Source organism: Thermoanaerobacterium thermosaccharolyticum DSM 571 (genome assembly GCF_000145615.1).
Lineage (GTDB): Bacteria > Bacillota > Thermoanaerobacteria > Thermoanaerobacterales > Thermoanaerobacteraceae > Thermoanaerobacterium > Thermoanaerobacterium thermosaccharolyticum.
In genome coordinates, this window is the sequence record NC_014410.1 from 210,673 (window position 1) to 229,419 (window position 18,747).

Annotated in this window: 20 protein-coding genes and 1 riboswitch; of the genes, 18 read left to right on the forward strand and 2 right to left on the reverse strand. The window is 35.7% G+C overall.

Features of this window, described 5'->3' with window-relative positions; translation table 11 throughout:
- The first annotated feature begins 82 nt into the window (after positions 1-82).
- The 12 genes from spoIIR (at position 83) to TTHE_RS01115 (ending at position 12,307) form a co-directional block, all read left to right on the forward strand.
- A complete protein-coding gene (spoIIR, locus tag TTHE_RS01060; protein WP_013296768.1) occupies positions 83-715 on the forward strand; it encodes a stage II sporulation protein R in 633 nt (210 codons plus the stop codon).
- An 18-nt stretch (positions 716-733) separates the two neighbouring features.
- On the forward strand, positions 734-2,188 hold the full coding sequence (locus tag TTHE_RS01065) for an aminotransferase class I/II-fold pyridoxal phosphate-dependent enzyme (protein ID WP_013296769.1): 1,455 nt from the start codon (positions 734-736) through the stop codon (positions 2,186-2,188).
- A 49-nt stretch (positions 2,189-2,237) separates the two neighbouring features.
- A complete protein-coding gene (gene sleB, locus TTHE_RS01070) occupies positions 2,238-2,954 on the forward strand; it encodes a spore cortex-lytic enzyme (protein ID WP_013296770.1) in 717 nt (238 codons plus the stop codon).
- Between the two features lie 9 nt (positions 2,955-2,963).
- A complete protein-coding gene (gene ypeB, locus TTHE_RS01075) occupies positions 2,964-4,298 on the forward strand; it encodes a germination protein YpeB (protein WP_013296771.1) in 1,335 nt (444 codons plus the stop codon).
- A 104-nt stretch (positions 4,299-4,402) separates the two neighbouring features.
- Complete coding sequence (locus TTHE_RS01080; RefSeq protein WP_269207944.1) at positions 4,403-4,564, forward strand: small, acid-soluble spore protein, alpha/beta type; 162 nt, start codon at positions 4,403-4,405, stop codon at positions 4,562-4,564.
- Positions 4,565-4,724: 160 nt separating this feature from the next.
- On the forward strand, positions 4,725-5,810 hold the full coding sequence (locus TTHE_RS01085; RefSeq protein ID WP_013296773.1) for a D-alanine--D-alanine ligase family protein: 1,086 nt from the start codon (positions 4,725-4,727) through the stop codon (positions 5,808-5,810).
- 14 nt (positions 5,811-5,824) lie between these two features.
- Positions 5,825-6,247 (forward strand): YwiB family protein, encoded by a 423-nt coding sequence (locus tag TTHE_RS01090; RefSeq protein WP_013296774.1) that lies wholly within the window; start codon positions 5,825-5,827, stop codon positions 6,245-6,247.
- A gap of 1 nt (position 6,248) precedes the next feature.
- Positions 6,249-7,937 carry an arginine--tRNA ligase gene (argS, locus tag TTHE_RS01095; protein ID WP_013296775.1) on the forward strand — a complete coding sequence of 563 codons (1,689 nt, stop codon included), beginning with the start codon at positions 6,249-6,251 and terminating at the stop codon, positions 7,935-7,937.
- A gap of 135 nt (positions 7,938-8,072) precedes the next feature.
- Positions 8,073-8,708, forward strand: coding sequence for an MBL fold metallo-hydrolase (locus TTHE_RS01100; protein ID WP_013296776.1), 636 nt, complete (start codon positions 8,073-8,075; stop codon positions 8,706-8,708).
- 636 nt (positions 8,709-9,344) lie between these two features.
- Positions 9,345-9,545 (forward strand): ATP-binding cassette domain-containing protein, encoded by a 201-nt coding sequence (locus TTHE_RS01105; protein WP_013296777.1) that lies wholly within the window; start codon positions 9,345-9,347, stop codon positions 9,543-9,545.
- Between the two features lie 198 nt (positions 9,546-9,743).
- Positions 9,744-10,367: a beta/alpha barrel domain-containing protein gene (locus TTHE_RS01110; RefSeq protein WP_416318187.1), complete on the forward strand. Its 624-nt coding sequence runs from the start codon at positions 9,744-9,746 to the stop codon at positions 10,365-10,367.
- Positions 10,368-10,456: 89 nt separating this feature from the next.
- Complete coding sequence (locus TTHE_RS01115) at positions 10,457-12,307, forward strand: APC family permease (protein ID WP_013296779.1); 1,851 nt, start codon at positions 10,457-10,459, stop codon at positions 12,305-12,307.
- Between the two features lie 21 nt (positions 12,308-12,328).
- Here TTHE_RS01115 and ltaE read toward each other — a convergent pair whose 3' ends face one another.
- Positions 12,329-13,366 (reverse strand): low-specificity L-threonine aldolase, encoded by a 1,038-nt coding sequence (gene ltaE / locus TTHE_RS01120; protein WP_013296780.1) that lies wholly within the window; start codon positions 13,364-13,366, stop codon positions 12,329-12,331.
- 159 nt (positions 13,367-13,525) lie between these two features.
- Here ltaE and TTHE_RS01125 point away from each other — a divergent pair, with 159 nt between their 5' ends.
- The 6 genes from TTHE_RS01125 (at position 13,526) to TTHE_RS01150 (ending at position 18,261) form a co-directional block, all read left to right on the forward strand.
- Entirely contained in the window at positions 13,526-14,665 is a 1,140-nt protein-coding gene (locus TTHE_RS01125) for an aldo/keto reductase (RefSeq protein ID WP_013296781.1), read from the forward strand.
- A gap of 123 nt (positions 14,666-14,788) precedes the next feature.
- Entirely contained in the window at positions 14,789-15,049 is a 261-nt protein-coding gene (locus TTHE_RS01130) for a hypothetical protein (protein ID WP_013296782.1), read from the forward strand.
- A 31-nt stretch (positions 15,050-15,080) separates the two neighbouring features.
- Positions 15,081-15,548, forward strand: coding sequence for a methylated-DNA--[protein]-cysteine S-methyltransferase (locus tag TTHE_RS01135; protein ID WP_013296783.1), 468 nt, complete (start codon positions 15,081-15,083; stop codon positions 15,546-15,548).
- Positions 15,549-15,584: 36 nt separating this feature from the next.
- Positions 15,585-15,683: riboswitch (TPP riboswitch) on the forward strand.
- A gap of 61 nt (positions 15,684-15,744) precedes the next feature.
- Positions 15,745-16,383 carry an energy-coupled thiamine transporter ThiT gene (thiT, locus tag TTHE_RS01140; RefSeq protein ID WP_013296784.1) on the forward strand — a complete coding sequence of 213 codons (639 nt, stop codon included), beginning with the start codon at positions 15,745-15,747 and terminating at the stop codon, positions 16,381-16,383.
- A 205-nt stretch (positions 16,384-16,588) separates the two neighbouring features.
- Complete coding sequence (locus TTHE_RS01145; protein ID WP_013296785.1) at positions 16,589-17,704, forward strand: MGDG synthase family glycosyltransferase; 1,116 nt, start codon at positions 16,589-16,591, stop codon at positions 17,702-17,704.
- 14 nt (positions 17,705-17,718) lie between these two features.
- Positions 17,719-18,261, forward strand: coding sequence for a phosphatase PAP2 family protein (locus TTHE_RS01150; RefSeq protein ID WP_013296786.1), 543 nt, complete (start codon positions 17,719-17,721; stop codon positions 18,259-18,261).
- On the opposite strand, the gene TTHE_RS01155 is transcribed toward TTHE_RS01150, so the two are convergent.
- Positions 18,258-18,623: a CBO0543 family protein gene (locus TTHE_RS01155; protein WP_231292697.1), complete on the reverse strand. Its 366-nt coding sequence runs from the start codon at positions 18,621-18,623 to the stop codon at positions 18,258-18,260. The two genes, TTHE_RS01150 and TTHE_RS01155, sit on opposite strands and share 4 nt — an antisense overlap.
- Positions 18,624-18,747 lie beyond the last annotated feature (124 nt).

Consider the following 18,747-nt stretch of genomic DNA (forward strand, 5'->3'; position numbering starts at 1 on the left):
TTCCACCTGTCAATAATTGAGATTGAGGGCATGCCGGTTATAGCCGGTATGTCAAATTTAAAATATTGGGGGATACATGGTAATGAAAAAATTTATAGCAATTATTTTGTTAGTTTTTACAGTATTTCTTTTTATCAATAGTAAAAATGATAATACATATGCCATGAAAAAGGACATATCAAATAAGCTTATTAGGTTTCACGTCATAGCAAATAGCGATTCAGAAGATGACCAAAATTTAAAACTTAAAGTTAGAGACGCTGTAATAAAGAAGATGAATTCTAAATTTATAGGGATAACGAATTTGAAAGAATCAGAAAAAATTATCAAAGAAAGCATTCCGGAAATCCAGAAAATAGCGCAAGATACTGTATACGCCAATGGTAAAAATTACGGTGTGAAGGTGATGTACGGGCGTTTTGATTTTCCCACCAAATACTATGATACAATAACTCTTCCTGCAGGAAATTACAATGCATTGAGAATAGTAATAGGAAAAGGTGAAGGGAAAAACTGGTGGTGTGTAATGTTTCCACCTTTGTGTTTTGTAGATATTACACATGGACTTTCAAGTGATGAAACGAAGAGAGAGCTAAGCAAGTATTTGTCAGAAGACGAGCTTTCCATGATAGAGACAAATAAACCACAGGTAAAATTTAAAATTGTAGAAGTGCTTGAGAAGTATTTTGATGATATTCGCATGGCATTAAAATGATTAGGAGGAATTTTATAAATGACTAAATACAGTCAGAATGATGCGCCTTTATTTGAGGCGCTTAAAAAATATGTGGATGAAAATGTGTATGCTTTCCATGTGCCAGGGCACAAGCATGGGAAAGGCATTAAAGAATTTACAGAGTATGTAGGAAGTGCAGTAATGAGCATAGATGTTAACAGCATGGAGGATTTGGATAATCTTGCAAATCCTATTGGAGTCATAAAAGATGCTCACCAACTTGCGGCACAAGCATTTGGAGCAGATAACGCTTATTTTCTAGTGAATGGCACAACGTCAGGAATACAGGCTATGATTATGGCGGCGACTGAGCCAGGCGATAAAATAATAATGCCGAGAAATTCTCATAAGTCGGCGTTTTCCGCGTTAATATTAGCAGGTGTGATTCCAGTTTATCTTTATCCGGAAATAGATGAGAATTTGGATATTGCTTTAGGAATAAGCGCAGAACAAGTAAAAGAAGCGATTTTAGCAAATCCGGATGCCAAAGCTGTTCTTGTATTGAACCCAACATATTATGGCATTACTTCAGAACTAGAAGAGATAATTAAAATTGCCCACGAACATAATATGGCTGTCCTGTGTGATGAAGCCCATGGAAGCCATTTTTATTTTCATCCTGATATGCCTCCTGGTGGAATCACCCTTGGAGCTGACATCTCTGCACTGAGCATGCACAAGACAGGTGGTTCTATGACACAAAGTTCTCTTCTACTGTCTAAAGGAAATAGAGTTGAGCCATCTTCAATAAAGTCAATTTTAAATCTGATGCAGTCTACATCTGCTTCATACGTTCTAATGGCGTCAATTGATGTGGCAAGAAAGCAATTGGCAACACAAGGTAAAGATATGTTAAACCGCGTCATAAGCCTTTCACAATACGCAAGAGAAGAAATCAACAAGATAGGAGGCATAAAAGCTCTGACTCAAAGTGATATAAAAGGTCCATATCTGTTAGATCCGACTAAGCTTGTCATCAATGTGTCAAAGACCGGCATGACTGGATATGAAATCATGAGGGAATTAAAGCTTAAATATCACATTCAGTTAGAAATGGCAGACCTAAGCAACATAATGGCGATAATAAGCCTTGGAGATGATATAAATACGGTTGAACATCTGATACATAGCTTGAAAGAACTTGTCAGGATAAAAAACCATGATGAAATAACGACAGGAAACCTCATAAGACCTGAAGTGATTGTCGCTCCAAGGGATGCGTATTATGGTAAAAATAGATCTGTTTTATTAGATGATGCAGAAGGCGAGATATGTGCAGAGATGATTATGGCATATCCACCAGGGATACCAATGATATGTCCTGGCGAGAGGATTACGAAAGACATCATTGATAGAGTCAAATTATTAAAAGAACAGCATTGCCAACTGCAGGGTACGGAAGATCCAAATATAGATTACATAAAAGTTTTGGGACACGTGTATAAAGTTTGATTCCCTACAAAAAATATGTACAAATACTAAATTATAGAGGAGGCAAAAGATGAAAAATTATTCCATATCCAGGATAAAGGTAATACTGCTGATACTAATTTTATTTACTACCTTTTGTATTGAATATAGTGCATTAAACATGTCTATGACGGCGATGTCAAATTTATATTGGGGCAATTCTGGATCTGACGTCTCAAGGGTTCAATCAAGGCTTAAAGACTGGGGATACTATGATGGACCTGTGGACGGCTTTTTCGGTGTTAGGACATGGCTGGCCGTAAGAAAGTTTCAAGCCAATAATGGACTTAATGTGACGGGAATAGTTGATGATGAAACAAAGGTTGCTTTAGGCTTCAATACCAGCACATCTGCTGCAATATCAAGTACATACAATGCAGCTACATCTACGACTACGAACGATGATGTATATCTACTTGCTATGCTTATAGATGGAGAAGCAAGAGGTGAGCCATTTGTTGGGAAAGTAGCTGTAGGGGCAGTTGTTATGAACAGGGTAAGATCTCCCATGTTTCCGCACACAATAGCGGGTGTGATTTTTCAACCTGGTGCATTTTCTGCCGTTGATGATGGACAAATGTGGCTTCCTCCGTCTCAGGATAGCATTAGAGCTGCTGAAGATGCAATTGCAGGATGGGATCCTACAGGAGGCGCACTTTACTACTACAATGCATCAAAAGTGCAGAATTACTGGATATTTAACAGGCCGATCATAACACAGATTGGCAGTCATATATTTGCGAGGTAGGTGATGTAGATGAAGAGAATATCAACAGCTGTAATGTTGCTTTTACTTTTGGTTGTAGGGGCATGGGGTTATAACCAATACATGCAGAAAGTTTCTTATCATAGATACTTGCAGGCACAATATGATAGGTCATTTTACCAGCTTGTCAACAGTATAGAAAATATTGAAACATCCACTGGCAAATTAATGGTATCATCGCAGGAAAACACTACAATACCCATTTTAAGCGATGTATGGAGGCAAGCTTTTGAAGCACAAGAAAACTTAAGCCAGCTTCCAATAGGACAGCCAGAATTGGACAATACTTCGAAGTTTTTATCCCAAATAGGAGACTATTCTTACAGCCTTTCAAAAAATGTGGCTGACGGAGGGAAATTGACTGACAAAGATTACAAAACAATATCAGAATTGCACAACTACGCCGTTTATCTGGGTAAAAATTTGCAAGACTTGAGAAGCAAGATACAAGGCGGCTACGATTTGGGCAATTTGAGAAAGAAAGGCACACAAAAGATGAGTCAAATAGACAGCAAGATATTAAATGTAAATATGAGTGCAGTAAACCAACAGATGTCAAACTATCCAACTCTCATATACGATGGACCTTTCTCTGAAAGCCAGGCAAAGCTCACGCCAAAAGGGCTGACAGGCGGCAATGTATCATATGATAATGCTGTATCTATTGCAAGAAGATTTATAGGAAAGCCGATGGATGGAGCAACGAAATACAGTCCCAATAATGGAAAAATAAATGCATATGGAATCGAACTTAAGCCGCCTCAAAACGGTCCATCAATTTATGTGAATGTAAGCAAGAAGGGCGGTCATGTAATTTGGTTTATGGACCAGAGAATGGTGTCAAAAGTAAACATATCGGAAACACAGGCTTTAAATTATGCAGTGAAGTTTTTATCATCTCATGGCTTTAGCAATATGGAAAACACTTACTCCATAAAAGCAAACGGAACTGTTCAATTTAATTTTGCGCCTGTGCAGAATAACGTCAGAATATATCCTGACATTGTAAAAGTCAAAGTCGCACTTGATAATGGTGATATAGTAGGCTTTGATGCAACATCATACTACATGTCACATGTCAATAGGACAATAGGAAAACCCAAACTTACTGAAGTTGAAGCACAAAGAAAAGTCAGCAAAAATTTAAAAGTTGATAGCAGTAGATTGTGCATAATTCCGCTTGATGGTGGAAAAGAAGTTTTAGCATACGAATTTAAAGGCACATACGGCGGTGATACATTCTATGTGTATATAAATGCTGAAAATGGTACAGAAGAAAAAATCTTAAAAATTATAAAGACCAGCCAAGGCAATTTGACAATGTAAAATATTTACTTATGATTATTTAAGAATAAAAAAGGATTTAAAAGAAAAAATATAAATGGGCCCAAAAGGAGGAATTGAAATTGAGTAGACGTCGCAATGGCCTTATGTCCGATGACCTGAAAGAGGAATTGGCAAAAGAGCTAGGCGTTTACGATATAGTAAAGACTGAAGGTTGGGGAAGTGTATCATCTCGTGATTGCGGCAATCTTGTAAAACTTGCTATCAAGAAAGCCGAGGAGAGCATGGTACAGAACAAAAACTTTTAAGTCTCCTCATGTAAAGCCCAGAAAAGGCCGGGGAAGATAATTATCTTCTCTGGCCTTTTAATTTAAAATAAGCTTGAATCCCGCCTTTTAAAAGGTTAGAATATAATTAATGCATATTACATAATTATATGTATACCATTTGAAAGGAATGAATTCTTTTATGGAAAAGCTAAAAGTGGCTGTTTTGTTTGGGGGACAATCTGGAGAGCATGAAGTGTCAAGGGTTTCAGCGACTTCGATAATAAATAACATTGATAGAGATAAATATGATGTATATATGGTAGGCATAACTAAGAAGGGCGAATGGTATTTGTACAACGGAGATATTGAGAAAATAGCTACAGGCGAGTGGGAGAAAGATGCTGTACCTGCTTTGATAGGGCCATCGACTAAATACAAAGGAATTCTGGCTTTTAAAGACAGTAGGTACGAATTTTACCCAATTGATGTCGTTTTTCCTGTACTTCACGGTCCTAATGGAGAAGATGGAACAGTTCAGGGTCTTTTAGAGCTTTTAGAGATGCCGTACGTGGGTCCAAATGTACTGTCATCATCCTTATGCATGGACAAAGTTTTTTCAAAGAGGATTTTTTTAGAGGCTGGAATACCTACGCCTAAATTTACAGTTGTGTATAGAAAAGAGTTAAATAATGTAGATAATTACGAAGAAATACGAAGAAGAGTATCAGAGATTGGATATCCGTGCTTTGTAAAACCTGCAAATATGGGCTCAAGCGTAGGTATAACGAAGGTTCACAATGAAAATGAACTGATGGATGGCTTGAAATTGGCGTCAAAGTATGATAGAAAAATTATTATAGAAGAAGGAATAGATGCAAGGGAGATTGAGTGCTCAGTTCTAGGCAATGATAATCCTGAGGCATCTATTGCTGGTGAGATAGTCCCGGCACATGAATTTTACGATTACGATGCGAAATATTTCGATGAAGCATCGAAGCTTTTTATACCAGCACCTATACCAGATGTTAAGATGGAAGAGATAAGAGAGTTAGCGATTAAAGCATATATTGCATTGGACGTAAGAGGAATGGCAAGGGTTGACTTTTTGATGGACAAAAATACCGGTAAAGTTTACCTAAATGAATTGAATACTATACCTGGATTCACGAAAATTAGCATGTATCCGAAGCTTTGGGAAGCATCAGGGAAACCGTATAGCAAATTAATCGATGACCTGATCCAATTGGCTTTATCTGCCAATAAAGAGAAATGTACAAACTGGTAAAAGGGGAGTTTAGCTTGAAGAAAGCTTTAATTACAGTAAAAGGGACTCAAAGGAATGCACAAAATGAGACTGATACGATAGAGCTTATAACAGAAGGAGAATTTTTGAAAAAAGGCGAATACTACTATATAAAGTATGAGGAGTCTGAGCTTTCCGGTTTAGATAAAACTACGACTACATTGAAAGTAGGGGAAGATTCAGTTGTCTTGATGAGGTTTGGAGACAACCAATCAAAGATGATATTTGAAAAGGATATAAGGCATGAGTCCAGCTACATGACTCCATATGGAAATATAATGCTGGGAGTTAAGTCTGACGAAATAAATGTATGTTTTACAGAAAATGGTGGAGAACTAAAGCTTAAATATGCAGTCGATTTAGATGAAAAGGTAGTAAGCGATAATGAATTATATTTAACGGTGCGGGAGGTTAATTAATTTGGATAATATTGTACAAAAGGTAAAAAGTGAAATAACTGAAATAGTTACAAATTCTATAGAAAAAGCAATAAAAAGTGGTCTTTTAAATATAGAAGATATGCCGTCTATAGAAATAGAAGAGCCAAAGGAAAAACAATTCGGTGATTTATCTATAAATACGGCGATGGTAATGGCAAAATCGGCAAAGATGCCACCTAGAAAGATTGCTGAAATAATAAAAGATGGGCTTAAGCTTAAAGGGACTTTGATAGACAAAGTTGAAATTGCTGGCCCTGGATTTATGAACTTCTACCTAAGTGAAGATTATAAAGTTGAAGCATTGAAGCTTATAAAGAGGAAAGGTAGTGATTATGGCAGAGTCAACATAGGAAATGGTAAAAAGGTGCAAGTGGAATTTGTCTCTGCAAATCCCACAGGACCTATGCATATGGGAAACGCAAGAGGCGGTGCATTAGGGGATGCACTATCATCAATACTTGACTATGCAGGGTATGACGTGACAAGAGAGTTTTATATAAATGATGCAGGAAACCAAATAGAGAAATTTGGACTGTCATTGGAAGCTAGGTATTTAGAATTGCTTGGTGAACATGCTGAAGTACCAGAGGGCGGTTACCACGGAGATGACATAATTGAAAGAGCCAAAGAATTTTTGGAATTATACGGCGATAAGTACAAAGATGCTGCTCCAGAAGATAGGAGAAAAGCACTAGTTCAATATGGCCTCAAAAAGAACATAGAAAAGTTAAAGGAGGACTTAGAGGCTTATGGCATAGAATATGACGTGTGGTTCTCTGAAAATACACTTCATGAAAGCGGCGAGGTGGAATCAGTTATAGATGAACTAAAAGAAAAAGGATATACATATGAAAAGGACGGAGCCCTTTGGTTTAAAGAGACGCTTTTTGGAGCTGAAAAAGACGATGTATTAGTCAGAGCAAATGGATATCCCACATACTTAGCATCAGATATAGCATATCACAAAAATAAATTTGTAAAGCGTGGATTTGACTGGGTCATAGATATATGGGGCGCTGATCACCATGGACATGTAGCTCCGATGAAAGGTGCAATGAAGGCTTTAGGCATAGATCCTGACAAGCTTGATGTGCTTTTGATGCAGCTTGTAAGGCTTATGAAGGGCAAAGAAGTCGTAAAAATGTCCAAGAGGACAGGAAAAATGGTGACACTGAGAGATTTGATAGATGAGGTTGGCAAAGATGCCGCCAGATTCTTCTTTAATATGCGTTCAGCCGATAGCGCTGTCGACTTTGACATGGACTTGGCAGTAGAGCAATCAAATGAAAATCCTGTGTTTTACGTTCAATACGCCCATGCTAGAATATGCTCCATAATAAGGCAGTTAAAAGATGACGGAATAAACACAGATGATTTAAAAGATGTTGATTTAAACTTGTTAAATGAAGAAGCAGAAATTGATTTAATTAAAAAGTTAGCATACTTGCCTGAGGAAGTTACTATAGCAGCAAAGACAATGGCGCCACACAGAATAACTAGGTATATATTAGACGTTGCATCTTTATTCCACACATTTTACAATAGCTGTAGAGTCAGGGGTGTTGATGAAGAATTGATGAAAGCGAGAATCGTCTTAATAGATTCAACAAGAATTGTAATAAAGAATGTACTTGATATGTTAAAAATAACAGCACCGGAGAAAATGTAGAGGCGGATTATCCGCCTAAAATTTTTATGGAGGTTAGGCTACCCTGAGGAAATTTATGCGAATGCTATGGAAAGAGCCAATGATTTTAATACAAAATAGATTAATGTGTTATAATATGGAATAGGAGGTGTTAATATGAAAATAAGATATTTTGGACATTCGTGTTTTAAAATAACGTTAGATAGCGGTATAAGGATAGTCACAGATCCATTTGACCAAACCGTAGGATACCCGCTGCCTGACACAGAAGCGGACATTGTCACATCATCACATTCGCATTTTGATCACAATTATTTTAAGGCTGTAAGAGGAGATTTCAAAATTGTAAATACACCAGGACAACATGACATTGATGGTGTCCACATAAAAGGTATTAGTACATTTCATGATGATGAACATGGCGCGAAAAGAGGTAAGAACATCGTATTCGTGATAAATGCTGATAACATCAAAGTATGCCATGCAGGCGATCTTGGACATATACTAACGGATGACATGCTAAAAGAAATAGGTGATATTGATGTACTGATGATACCGGTTGGCGGGTACTACACAATTGATGATAGACAGGCGGTTAAAGTAATAGAACAGCTTAAGCCAAAATTGACTATTGCAATGCACTATAGGACCAGTAATGTTAATTTGCCTATTGAAACTGTTGATAACTTTTTAAGGATGGCTGGTGGACAAAAGATTCAGTCAAATGAGATTGAAATCAAAAAAGACGATTTGGAAGGCAAATCAGAGGTTATTGCATTAAATTATAAATAAAATCAAATTCAAAACTTCCTGTAATTTCCTAATGTTTTAAAAGTATAATAAAGCAAAATCGGGATAATATAATAACGTAAGGTTCGTAATGGTTGAGCCAAGATCATTTAAGGACGAAAGTTCTTAAATGGTCGGCCAAAGACTGATATTGGATCTAGTGGTCCAATATCAGTCGGCGGGCAGATTATAATATGTCTTGTAAGGCTTTATATTAGTCGCATGGATTAATATAAGGTTAAAAGAGATGTATTATAGTCGAGCTAAGACTATTATAAATTCCGCAGGTCAAATGTATAGCTTAATGTTGTACTTAGACTGGAGGTCTAATATAGTCGAGAGATTATATTAGGTTTCTAAGGTATTTATAATAGTCGAGCACAGGTCTATATAGGTTTTGAGATGCTTGTATTAAGTCATAAGTATTGATTTAATACAGGTGTGCAAAGATTTATATAGGCTAAAGCGAAGATCATTACGGGCCTTTTGAAATATAAATCTTAAGGAGACGGTTATAAGCCGTCTCTTTTTTTGATTAATTATGACTTAAGTCATATGAAGTAATGACTTTGTGTACTACAAAGAATTTACCATTTCTTATATTATGATATTGTAAGATAAGATGAAAGGAGATTGATTATGAAAGCCGTAAGAATTGAAGGATTGACTAAAAGATTTGGGGATGTAGTGGCACTTGACAACATAAACCTAGAGATCGAAGAAGGAGAGATATATGGATTTTTAGGGCCTAACGGCGCAGGTAAAAGCACAGCTATAAATATTGTCTGCGGGTTATATTTCAGAAGGGACGGTAAAAAACTATATATCGGCGATACTTGATAAAACTTCTCTTCAGCACAGAACTCAAATTGCCATTTATTATTTAAATGGAAAGAAATAAAAAATTTGTTCGCCATTTATTGATATCATGAATTGTGGTATACTACATAATGCACTTAAAAAGCTAATTTATATTTGGAGGGTGATATATTGGATAATTTATCAATACCTGAAATTGTATCTCCATTAAGGCAGAAAATGATCAGAGTTCCGGAGGTTATACAAAATGTTTCGGGCATAAAGATTCATGGTAAAGTGATAAAATCACTGCTATTTACCACGGATATTGCTATAATAAGAAATACTAATGCAAATGCTATATTGGCTGTTTATCCTTTTACACCGCAGCCTGTGATTACGCATGCTATAATAATGGCATCGGATATTCCCGTTTTTAGTGGTGTCGGTGGAGGATTGACTCAAGGGAAAAGGGTCGTTAACCTTGCACTTGATGCGGAATTTCAAGGCGCTATGGGCGTTGTGGTGAATGCTCCTACAGCAAATGAAATAATAAAAAAGATAAGAGCTACCATTGACATACCTATCATCGTTACGATTGTTTCAGAAGCTGAAGATATAAAGGGCCGTATCGACGCTGGCGCAACGATACTAAATGTTTCTGGCGCCAAGAAAACTCCACAAATTGTAAAAAAGGTAAGAGACATATGTCCTAATATACCAATAATTGCAACGGGAGGGCCGACAGATGATACTATTATGGAGACTATAGAGGCTGGTGCAAATGCCATATCATACACACCTCCTACAAATGCGGAGATATTTTCTCACGTTATGGATAAGTATAGAGAAGAAAGACAGTAGAAATCAGGAAACTATATAGATTATTTGATATTGATAAATAATTAATAATGATATATAATCTAATATTATTAATAAGCGGAGGCGTTACAATGTTTAATAGGCTAAAGAGAGCTTTAATAGGTAGACCACTGACAAACAAGGCTATTAAAAGTGAAAAATACGGCGTAATATGGGGACTTCCCATATTGTCCAGCGATGCGATTTCTTCTGTAGCTTATGCTGGTGAGGAGATTTTATTAGTTTTACTTCCAGCTGTAGGTATACTAGCATATAGAAACTTATTGTATATTTCAGCAGCTATCATTAGCTTACTATTGATATTGACGTTTTCATACATACAGACTATTGAGAATTATCCAAATGGAGGGGGAGCTTATGTTGTTGCATCTGACAATTTAGGCACGATTGCCGGGGTGGTGGCTGGTGCTGCACTATCTGTCGATTATATTTTGACAGTAGCAGTTAGTGTATCATCAGGTGTTGACCAAATAACATCTGCATTTTTATTTTTAAAACCTTATTCAATACTTATATGTATTTTTATCATATTAATTCTAATGATAGGAAATTTAAGAGGTATACGCGAATCATCCAGAATTTTTGGTATTCCGACGTATGCTTTTGTTTTTGGAATAATTGCTATGCTTATAGCTGGCATAGTAAAAATAAAAGGAGGATATACTCCACCTACTACACCTTTAAAAACAGTTGAACCAGTTACACTATTTTTGCTTTTAAGGGCATTTTCAAACGGCTGTTCTGCTTTAACAGGTGTTGAAGCTGTAAGCAATGCAGTGCCAAATTTCAAAGAACCGTCTGTGAAAAAGGCAATTGCGGTTTTAATTTTGCTGTCTTCAATAGTTTTGATTTCTTTCGGCGGTATATCAATTCTTATAAGCATGTATCACATCGTAGCAGGAGATAGAGCTGTTATCATAAAATTAGCCGATTATATATTTGGTAGAGGTTTCATGTTTTATTATATTACTGCTACAACTTTTATTATATTAGTGATGGCGTCAAATACTGCTTATTCAGGATTTCCTCTTTTACTTGCCATCATGGCAAAAGAAGGACACATGCCGCGGCAGCTTAATAAGAGAGGAGATAGGCTCAGCTATTCAAATGGCATAATTTTACTGTCAGTCCTTGCAACAATTCTAATAGTAGTTTTTAAGGCCAATGTGACATCACTCATAGGATTATATGCCATTGGAGTCTTTATATCATTTACTCTTTCTCAGACGGGAATGGCAAAAAGATGGATAACAACCAAAAGCAAAAACTGGCTTATAAAAACTATTATAAACGGTACAGGTGCTATTGTGACTGCAATAGTTGTAATAATAGTAGGCATCACGAAGTTTAGAGAAGGCGCTTGGATCGTAATTATAGTAATACCTGTTTTGGTATTTATGATGCTAAAGATAAACAAACATTATAGAGCTGTTGCAAAACAGCTTCGTGTTAGCCCAGAAGATTTGCAAAGTATTAAAATTTCTGAGAATCACTATCGTAACAGAGTGATAGTCCCTATTGAAAGCGTAAATAAAGCTAGCATAAGAGCACTTAGATACGCCAGGACGATTTCAGATCATGTAATAGCGTTTAATGTTTCGATTGATGAAGAAAGCGGCGAGAAAATTAAAAGGAGGTATGCATTATTAGATACAGATATACCGTTGATTGTTAAATATTCACCATTTAGGAGGATTGTAGAACCACTTTTAAAATTCATAGAATCTGAAGAATACAACTACAAGAAAGGTGATATGATTACGGTAATTTTACCACAGTTTGTAGTTAGGAAAAGGTGGCACAACATACTTCATAATAAAACGAGAGTATATATAGAAAAAGAACTGCTAAAACACAAGCACATAGTTGTAGCTACTATGCCATTACAGCTTCACGATGATGATGATATTGAGGATAAATAGTAAGTAAAAAGAGCAATAGTTTTATTGCTCTTTTACTATTGTATTAATCGCATGAAGAACTTTATTTATATCGTCTTTTTTGATGTAATAATGTGTGACGAATCTTACGTTGTAGTCGCCAGCACCATTGACTTTAATACCGTAGTCTAAAAGTTTTGATGATAATTGTGCTCCGGTAAGACCTGTTGCAGATATATCTGACATGACGATATTTGTTTGTACGGTTGACATATCTACTTTTATACCTTTAATGCTGTTTAGACCTTCTGCTAAGAGCCTAGCATTTTCATGGTCTTCAGATAATCTCTTTGTCATTTTTTCAAGTGCCACAATTCCTGCAGCAGCTAATATTCCCGCTTGTCTTAGCCCGCCGCCAAGCATTTTGCGATATTTTCTGGCTTTTTTTATGAATTCCTTGCTGCCTGTTACGATTGACCCTACAGGTGCGCAAAGACCTTTTGACAGACAAAACATTACACTGTCGGCGTACCTTGCAATTTCTTTTACATCCACATTAAGATATGTAGCAGCGTTAAATATTCTTGCACCGTCTAAATGAATCGGTATATCGTGTTCTTTCGCTATCTGATAGACTTCCTTCATATTGCTTAGAGGTGTAACTGTGCCACCTGCTCTGTTGTGAGTATTCTCAAGGCAAATGAGACTTGTTTTTGGATAGTGGATGTCTTCCATTCTTATTGCATTCAGAATATCTTTAGGGTCCATAATGCCGTTTATTCCACGTATAGTTTTAACTTGTACACCTGACAGGTATCCTATTCCGCCTACTTCATATGTGATAATATGACATCTTTCTTCTAGTATTATCTCATCTCCATGATGCGTATGTGTCATGACCGATACTTGATTTCCCTGTGTGCCGCTTGTTACAAACATAGCATCTTCTTTTCCCATTATATTTGCAGCCATCTCTTCTAGCCTTTTCACCGTTGGATCTTCGCCGTAAACATCATCGCCTACTTCAGCTTTGTACATTGCATCTCTCATTTCCTGAGTTGGCAATGTAACGGTATCGCTTCTTAAATCGATGTATCCCATTTGGTTACCTCCAATCTTAATTAGATAGATTTTAATTATAAGGTTATCACTAATGAAATATTAAAGCAATATACATATTGAGGTTTAAATTTTGTTATTTAATCTATTGATGCTATAATCAAATAAGAAATTTAAATTTTAATGATACGGAGGGGTTGTATGCAATACAGGGTTTTTGGTAAGACTGGAGTAGAAGTATCAGCACTTGGCTTTGGAGCTATGAGGCTTCCTATTATAAGTGGTGACTATAGCAAAATAGATGAAGCTGAAGCGATAAAAATGATAAGATATGCCATTGATAACGGTGTGAATTACGTTGATACTGCATATCCATATCATGAAGGGCAAAGTGAAATTGTGGTAGGTAAAGCTTTAAAAGATGGTTACAGAGAAAAGACGTATTTGGCGACAAAACTTCCGTCATGGCTGATTAATGAGAAGGAGGATATGGATAAATACCTAAATGAACAGTTAAAAAAGCTTGACGTTGATTATATTGACTTTTATCTTTTACATGCACTTGACAAAGAGAGATGGGAAAAATACAAAAGGCTTGATGTATTTAGCTGGATGGAAAAGGTTAAGAAAGAAGGAAAAGTCAAATTCATAGGTTTTTCATTCCATGATGAATACAACGTTTTTAAAGGCATAATCGATGATTATGATAAATGGGATTTTTGCCAGATACAGTATAATTACATGGATATAAACAACCAGGCAGGTTTAAAGGGACTTAAGTATGCTGCATCAAAAGGCTTAGGCGTAATTATAATGGAACCAATAAGAGGGGGTAAGCTTGCTGGAGACCCACCAGAGGCCATCAAAGAGCTTTGGAATAGCGCAAGTGTAAAAAGGACGCCGGCGGAATGGGCTTTGCAGTGGGTGTGGAATCATCCAGAGGTATCGCTTGTTTTAAGCGGAATGAGTACGATGGAACAGGTAAAGCAAAATATAGAGAGTGCCTCAAGGTCAAGAGCCAATGGTTTATCTGAAGACGAGGTAAACCTTGTTAATAAAGTGAGGGAGACATATAAGAAGCTTTCACCTGTTGGTTGTACTGCTTGCAACTACTGTATGCCGTGTCCAAATGGTGTCAATATACCTAAGAATTTTGCAATTTACAATGAATCACACATGTACAACAATTACAACGAGTCGCTTAGAAATTATAATAATTTAAATGAGGGAAAAGCTAGTTCTTGTGTGGAGTGCGGAGAGTGCGAGACAAAATGTCCTCAACATTTGACAATAATTGATTATCTAAAAGATGTAAGAAAATATTTTAAAGATGCTGTATAAAAAAGAGGAAGATGAAATCTTCTTCTTTTTTTAATATAAAAATATTTTTTAAAGCGCTTGTTTTGTGGTTTTACTTATGAAATAATTATAAATGAATATTTATTATAGAAGGGAGTGTCAAGGATGGTTTCACAGACCAGTGCTTTTATGCTTTTTCTTCAGTATTTTGCAGTATTAGCTACACCAATTGTATCAGTCATCTTTTTGGTATTTTATATAACTTATTCATTGAAAAAAATGAAAAAGATCGACTCAATAGAGAGAAGTCTGGCAAAAATAGCATCCTTCGGCAAATCAGAATCTGAATTAGTTGATGACTTTGATGATGAATTTGCTGATGACGATGTCGATGACGACGCTGATGCAGAAATAAAGATTAAATAGCACATTATTTAAAAGCCCAGGATGTGATAAAGTGTTGTATGATTATCTAGATACACCCATTGGAAAGCTGACGATATATTCAAGTGAAAATGGCATAATGAGGATAGATTTTCCAAATGATAAGCACATGAAATGTGATAGAGGAACGAATGAGTTTATAGATAGCTGTAAAAAGCAACTTAAATTGTATTTTGACGGACGATTGAGGGAATTCAAAATAAAGCTGGACATAAAAGGAACAGATTTTCAAAAATCAGTCTGGAAAGAGCTTATGAAGATTCCGTACGGTTTTTATGCTACATACGGCGAAATTGCAAAAAGAATAGGTAAGCCAAATGCTTCACGAGCTGTTGGAAATGCTCTCAATAAAAATCCGATACCTATCGTTATACCTTGTCATAGGGTTATTGGCTCTGATATGACATTGAAGGGTTTTGGTGGAGGACTTAATGTAAAAGCATTTTTGCTTGAGCACGAAGGTATTGCATTTAAAAAGTAATTTTATTATAATTAGATAATAAATTAATAAATAGACTATGTCCGCTGGGGGTGCTTTTAGCTGAGATGGCAGATGCCAAACCCCTAGAACCTGATTAGGTTAATACCTACGAAGGGAATGCGGCAAAAGACCGCATTTGTATTGCGGTTTTTTTGTTTTAAGCGGTACATAGCCTCAAAAAAAGGAGGTTATTTTTATGTCCTATATCATCAGCGTTTTTTCTGATTTTTCCAAAATAAAACCTGCTACACTATCAGTTATAATAGCAATTTTGTTTGCTGCGTTTTTGCTTTACATCTTAAGAAACAGCGTCAAGTTTAATGCCAAAATGCTGGTATACGGAGGTTTAGCAATAGCAATATCGTTTGTTTTGTCCTATATAAGGTTTTACCACTGGCCACAAGGTGGCTCTATAACACCTGCTAGCATGCTTCCTTTGTTCGTCTTTGCATACTATTATGGAGCAGGTCCTGGTATTTTAGTAGGAATGGCTTACGGCATGCTGCAGTTGATACAAGACCCATTTGTAGTACACTGGATACAGCTGCTTTTAGATTATCCTCTGGCATTTGGCGCATTAGGGCTTGCAGGGTTTTTTAAGAAAAACTTAAGCTTTGGCGTTTTAGTTGGTGGTTTTGGCAGGTTTTTCTCACATTTTCTATCAGGTGTCTTTTTCTTCGCCAGCTATGCACCTAAAGGCATGAATCCTGTCGTCTATTCACTTCTTGTAAATGGGATACTAGTAGGTGTGGAGGTTTTAATTTGCTTTATGGTTTCTATTATTCCACAAGTGAGAAATGCAATTGAGATAATAAAGAAAAAAGCTTTAGCTTAAAAAAGATTTATTAAAACCCTCTTCTTAACGGAAGAGGGTTTTAATAAATCTTATACAATAAATTGATTTTGATGGTATAATATTAGATAGCAAATGAAAATAAACTATATTGATAACACTATTTTAACGCATTTTTAATTAAACTTTAATCCAAATTTAATTTTTGGATGAGATAATCAATATAGTGATTGCGAGGGTCTTTAAAATGGATAAAATAAAGATTTTAATACTTTATGAAGATATAGGGACTGGGCATAAAAGGACTGCAATGGCATTAAAAAAAGCATTTGAAAAAAGAGATAATGTTGAAGTGTTTGTAGAAAATCCACTTGGAGAGAAGTTTCCCAGTCTTTCGTATTTGACGACTCGAATTTACCTAAAGACATTAAAATTGACACCTGAATTATGGGGATATCTTTACGAAATGGAGAGAGATAAAATAGAGAGACGTATAAATAAACTGATAGGCATATCGGTTTATACCTTTATCAAAGATTATGTATTAAATCTAAAACCTGATGCAGTAATATGTACACATCCTTTTTCTTGCTCTATTTTGTCTCACGTGAAGAGAGATCTTAATATACCTATATATGCTATTTTGACTGATTACGATGTCCATGCATATTGGATTCATCATCAAATTGACGGATATTTTGTAGGTTCGAGTGAAATGAAAAATCAGATGAATCTTATGGGTGTTTCTGATGATAAAATATATGTTACGGGAATACCTATTGATGAGGAGTTTTATGTTAAGAAAGATAAATTTGAGGTGAGGCAAAAATTAGGATTTGTTGTAGATAAGCCATTTATACTTGTAATGGGTGGTGGGCTTGGACTTGGAAATATTAAAAAGGCTGTTAATGTCATACAAAGCCATAAAGATTTACAGATTGCTGTAATATGTGGATTGAATAAAAATTTAAAAGCCAAAATTGAGGAAATTGCTGATGATAATGTAAGTGTATATGGACATGTGGATAATGTACATGAATTTATGGAAGCGGCTGATGTGCTTGTAACAAAAAGTGGTGGCCTAACTGTCACAGAAGCGATAACTAAAAAGTTGCCTATGATTATTTTTGATCCTATTCCAGGTCAAGAAGAGCGTAACCTTGAATTTTTGCTTAAAAAGAGGATTGCCTTAAGAATTAAAGACATAGAAAAGTTAGACAAAAAGATATTAGATCTCTTATCTGACAGGAAGAAAATAGATGAGATGAAGGAACGCATGGAAGAAATTGGCATATACAATTCAGCAGACAAGGTATGCAGCGTAGTTATAAATAATATAAAGAATGATGCTTTGAAGGTGTAAGGAGGTTTCATTTCGTGTCGGGAGTTAAGAAATTGATTATTGCGGAGGACAGAAACGTATTTTATCTTCTTAATGAAAGGATAAAGTGCAAAGCTCTTGATAAAATTATGCCAAAGATAACTCATATTGGTGGGCCGTATTTTACGATATTGTCTTGCCTATTGCTGATTTTATTCGGGAAAAATAGCGTTAAAATTTCTGCTGTTCAAGCACTTACCACGTTGACCAGCAGTCATCTGGTTGTGCAGATTTTAAAAAGGCTTTGCACTAGGCCTAGACCTTATATGGTATTACCTGAAGCTAATACATTTAAATATTTGCTTAGAGATTACTCTTTTCCATCAGGTCATGCAACAGCTATTTTTTCTTTAGCAGTTTCATTCTCTTTTTTCTTTCCTGATTTGACTATTGTTTTTGTAAGCTTAGCGGTTTTGGTAAGCCTCTCTAGGATATACATGGGCTTGCACTACCCTTCAGACGTCATAATAGGTTCTACAATGGGTATACTATTTTCATATATTACTCATATATATGGACTAATGCTGCCGATTCTTTAGGACAAGTATTTATTCTGCACTGTTAAAGCCGCCAATGTAAAAACATATGTGATAATTGAATAGAAATAATTCCATCTATTGTAGATCAAAAGCCCTTTTATATGAAATACTGCTTCAATAGCGGTTAGCAATAAAGTCCAAACAATCAGATATAAAATATAACTTTTTCTATTCTTCGGAAGGTACTGTATAAAAATCATTCCGTATGGTGGCCCTATTAATGTTTCCATTAGAAATGATAATATTCCATTTGGAATAGGTGGTTCGACGTAATAGTAGTATTTTAATGTCACGTCAAAAATCATATCTAATGTATAACCTACAGTTGATGAAAGAAAATATGCAGGTATTAATATATTCATTTTTCTTTTATCGATTAAAAAAATTGTTAATATAATTGTAAAAATGGAAAAAACAATATACCACATAACATCACCTTAATTTGTTTTGCCTTTAATCAGAAATTTTATTCATCTATATATAAAT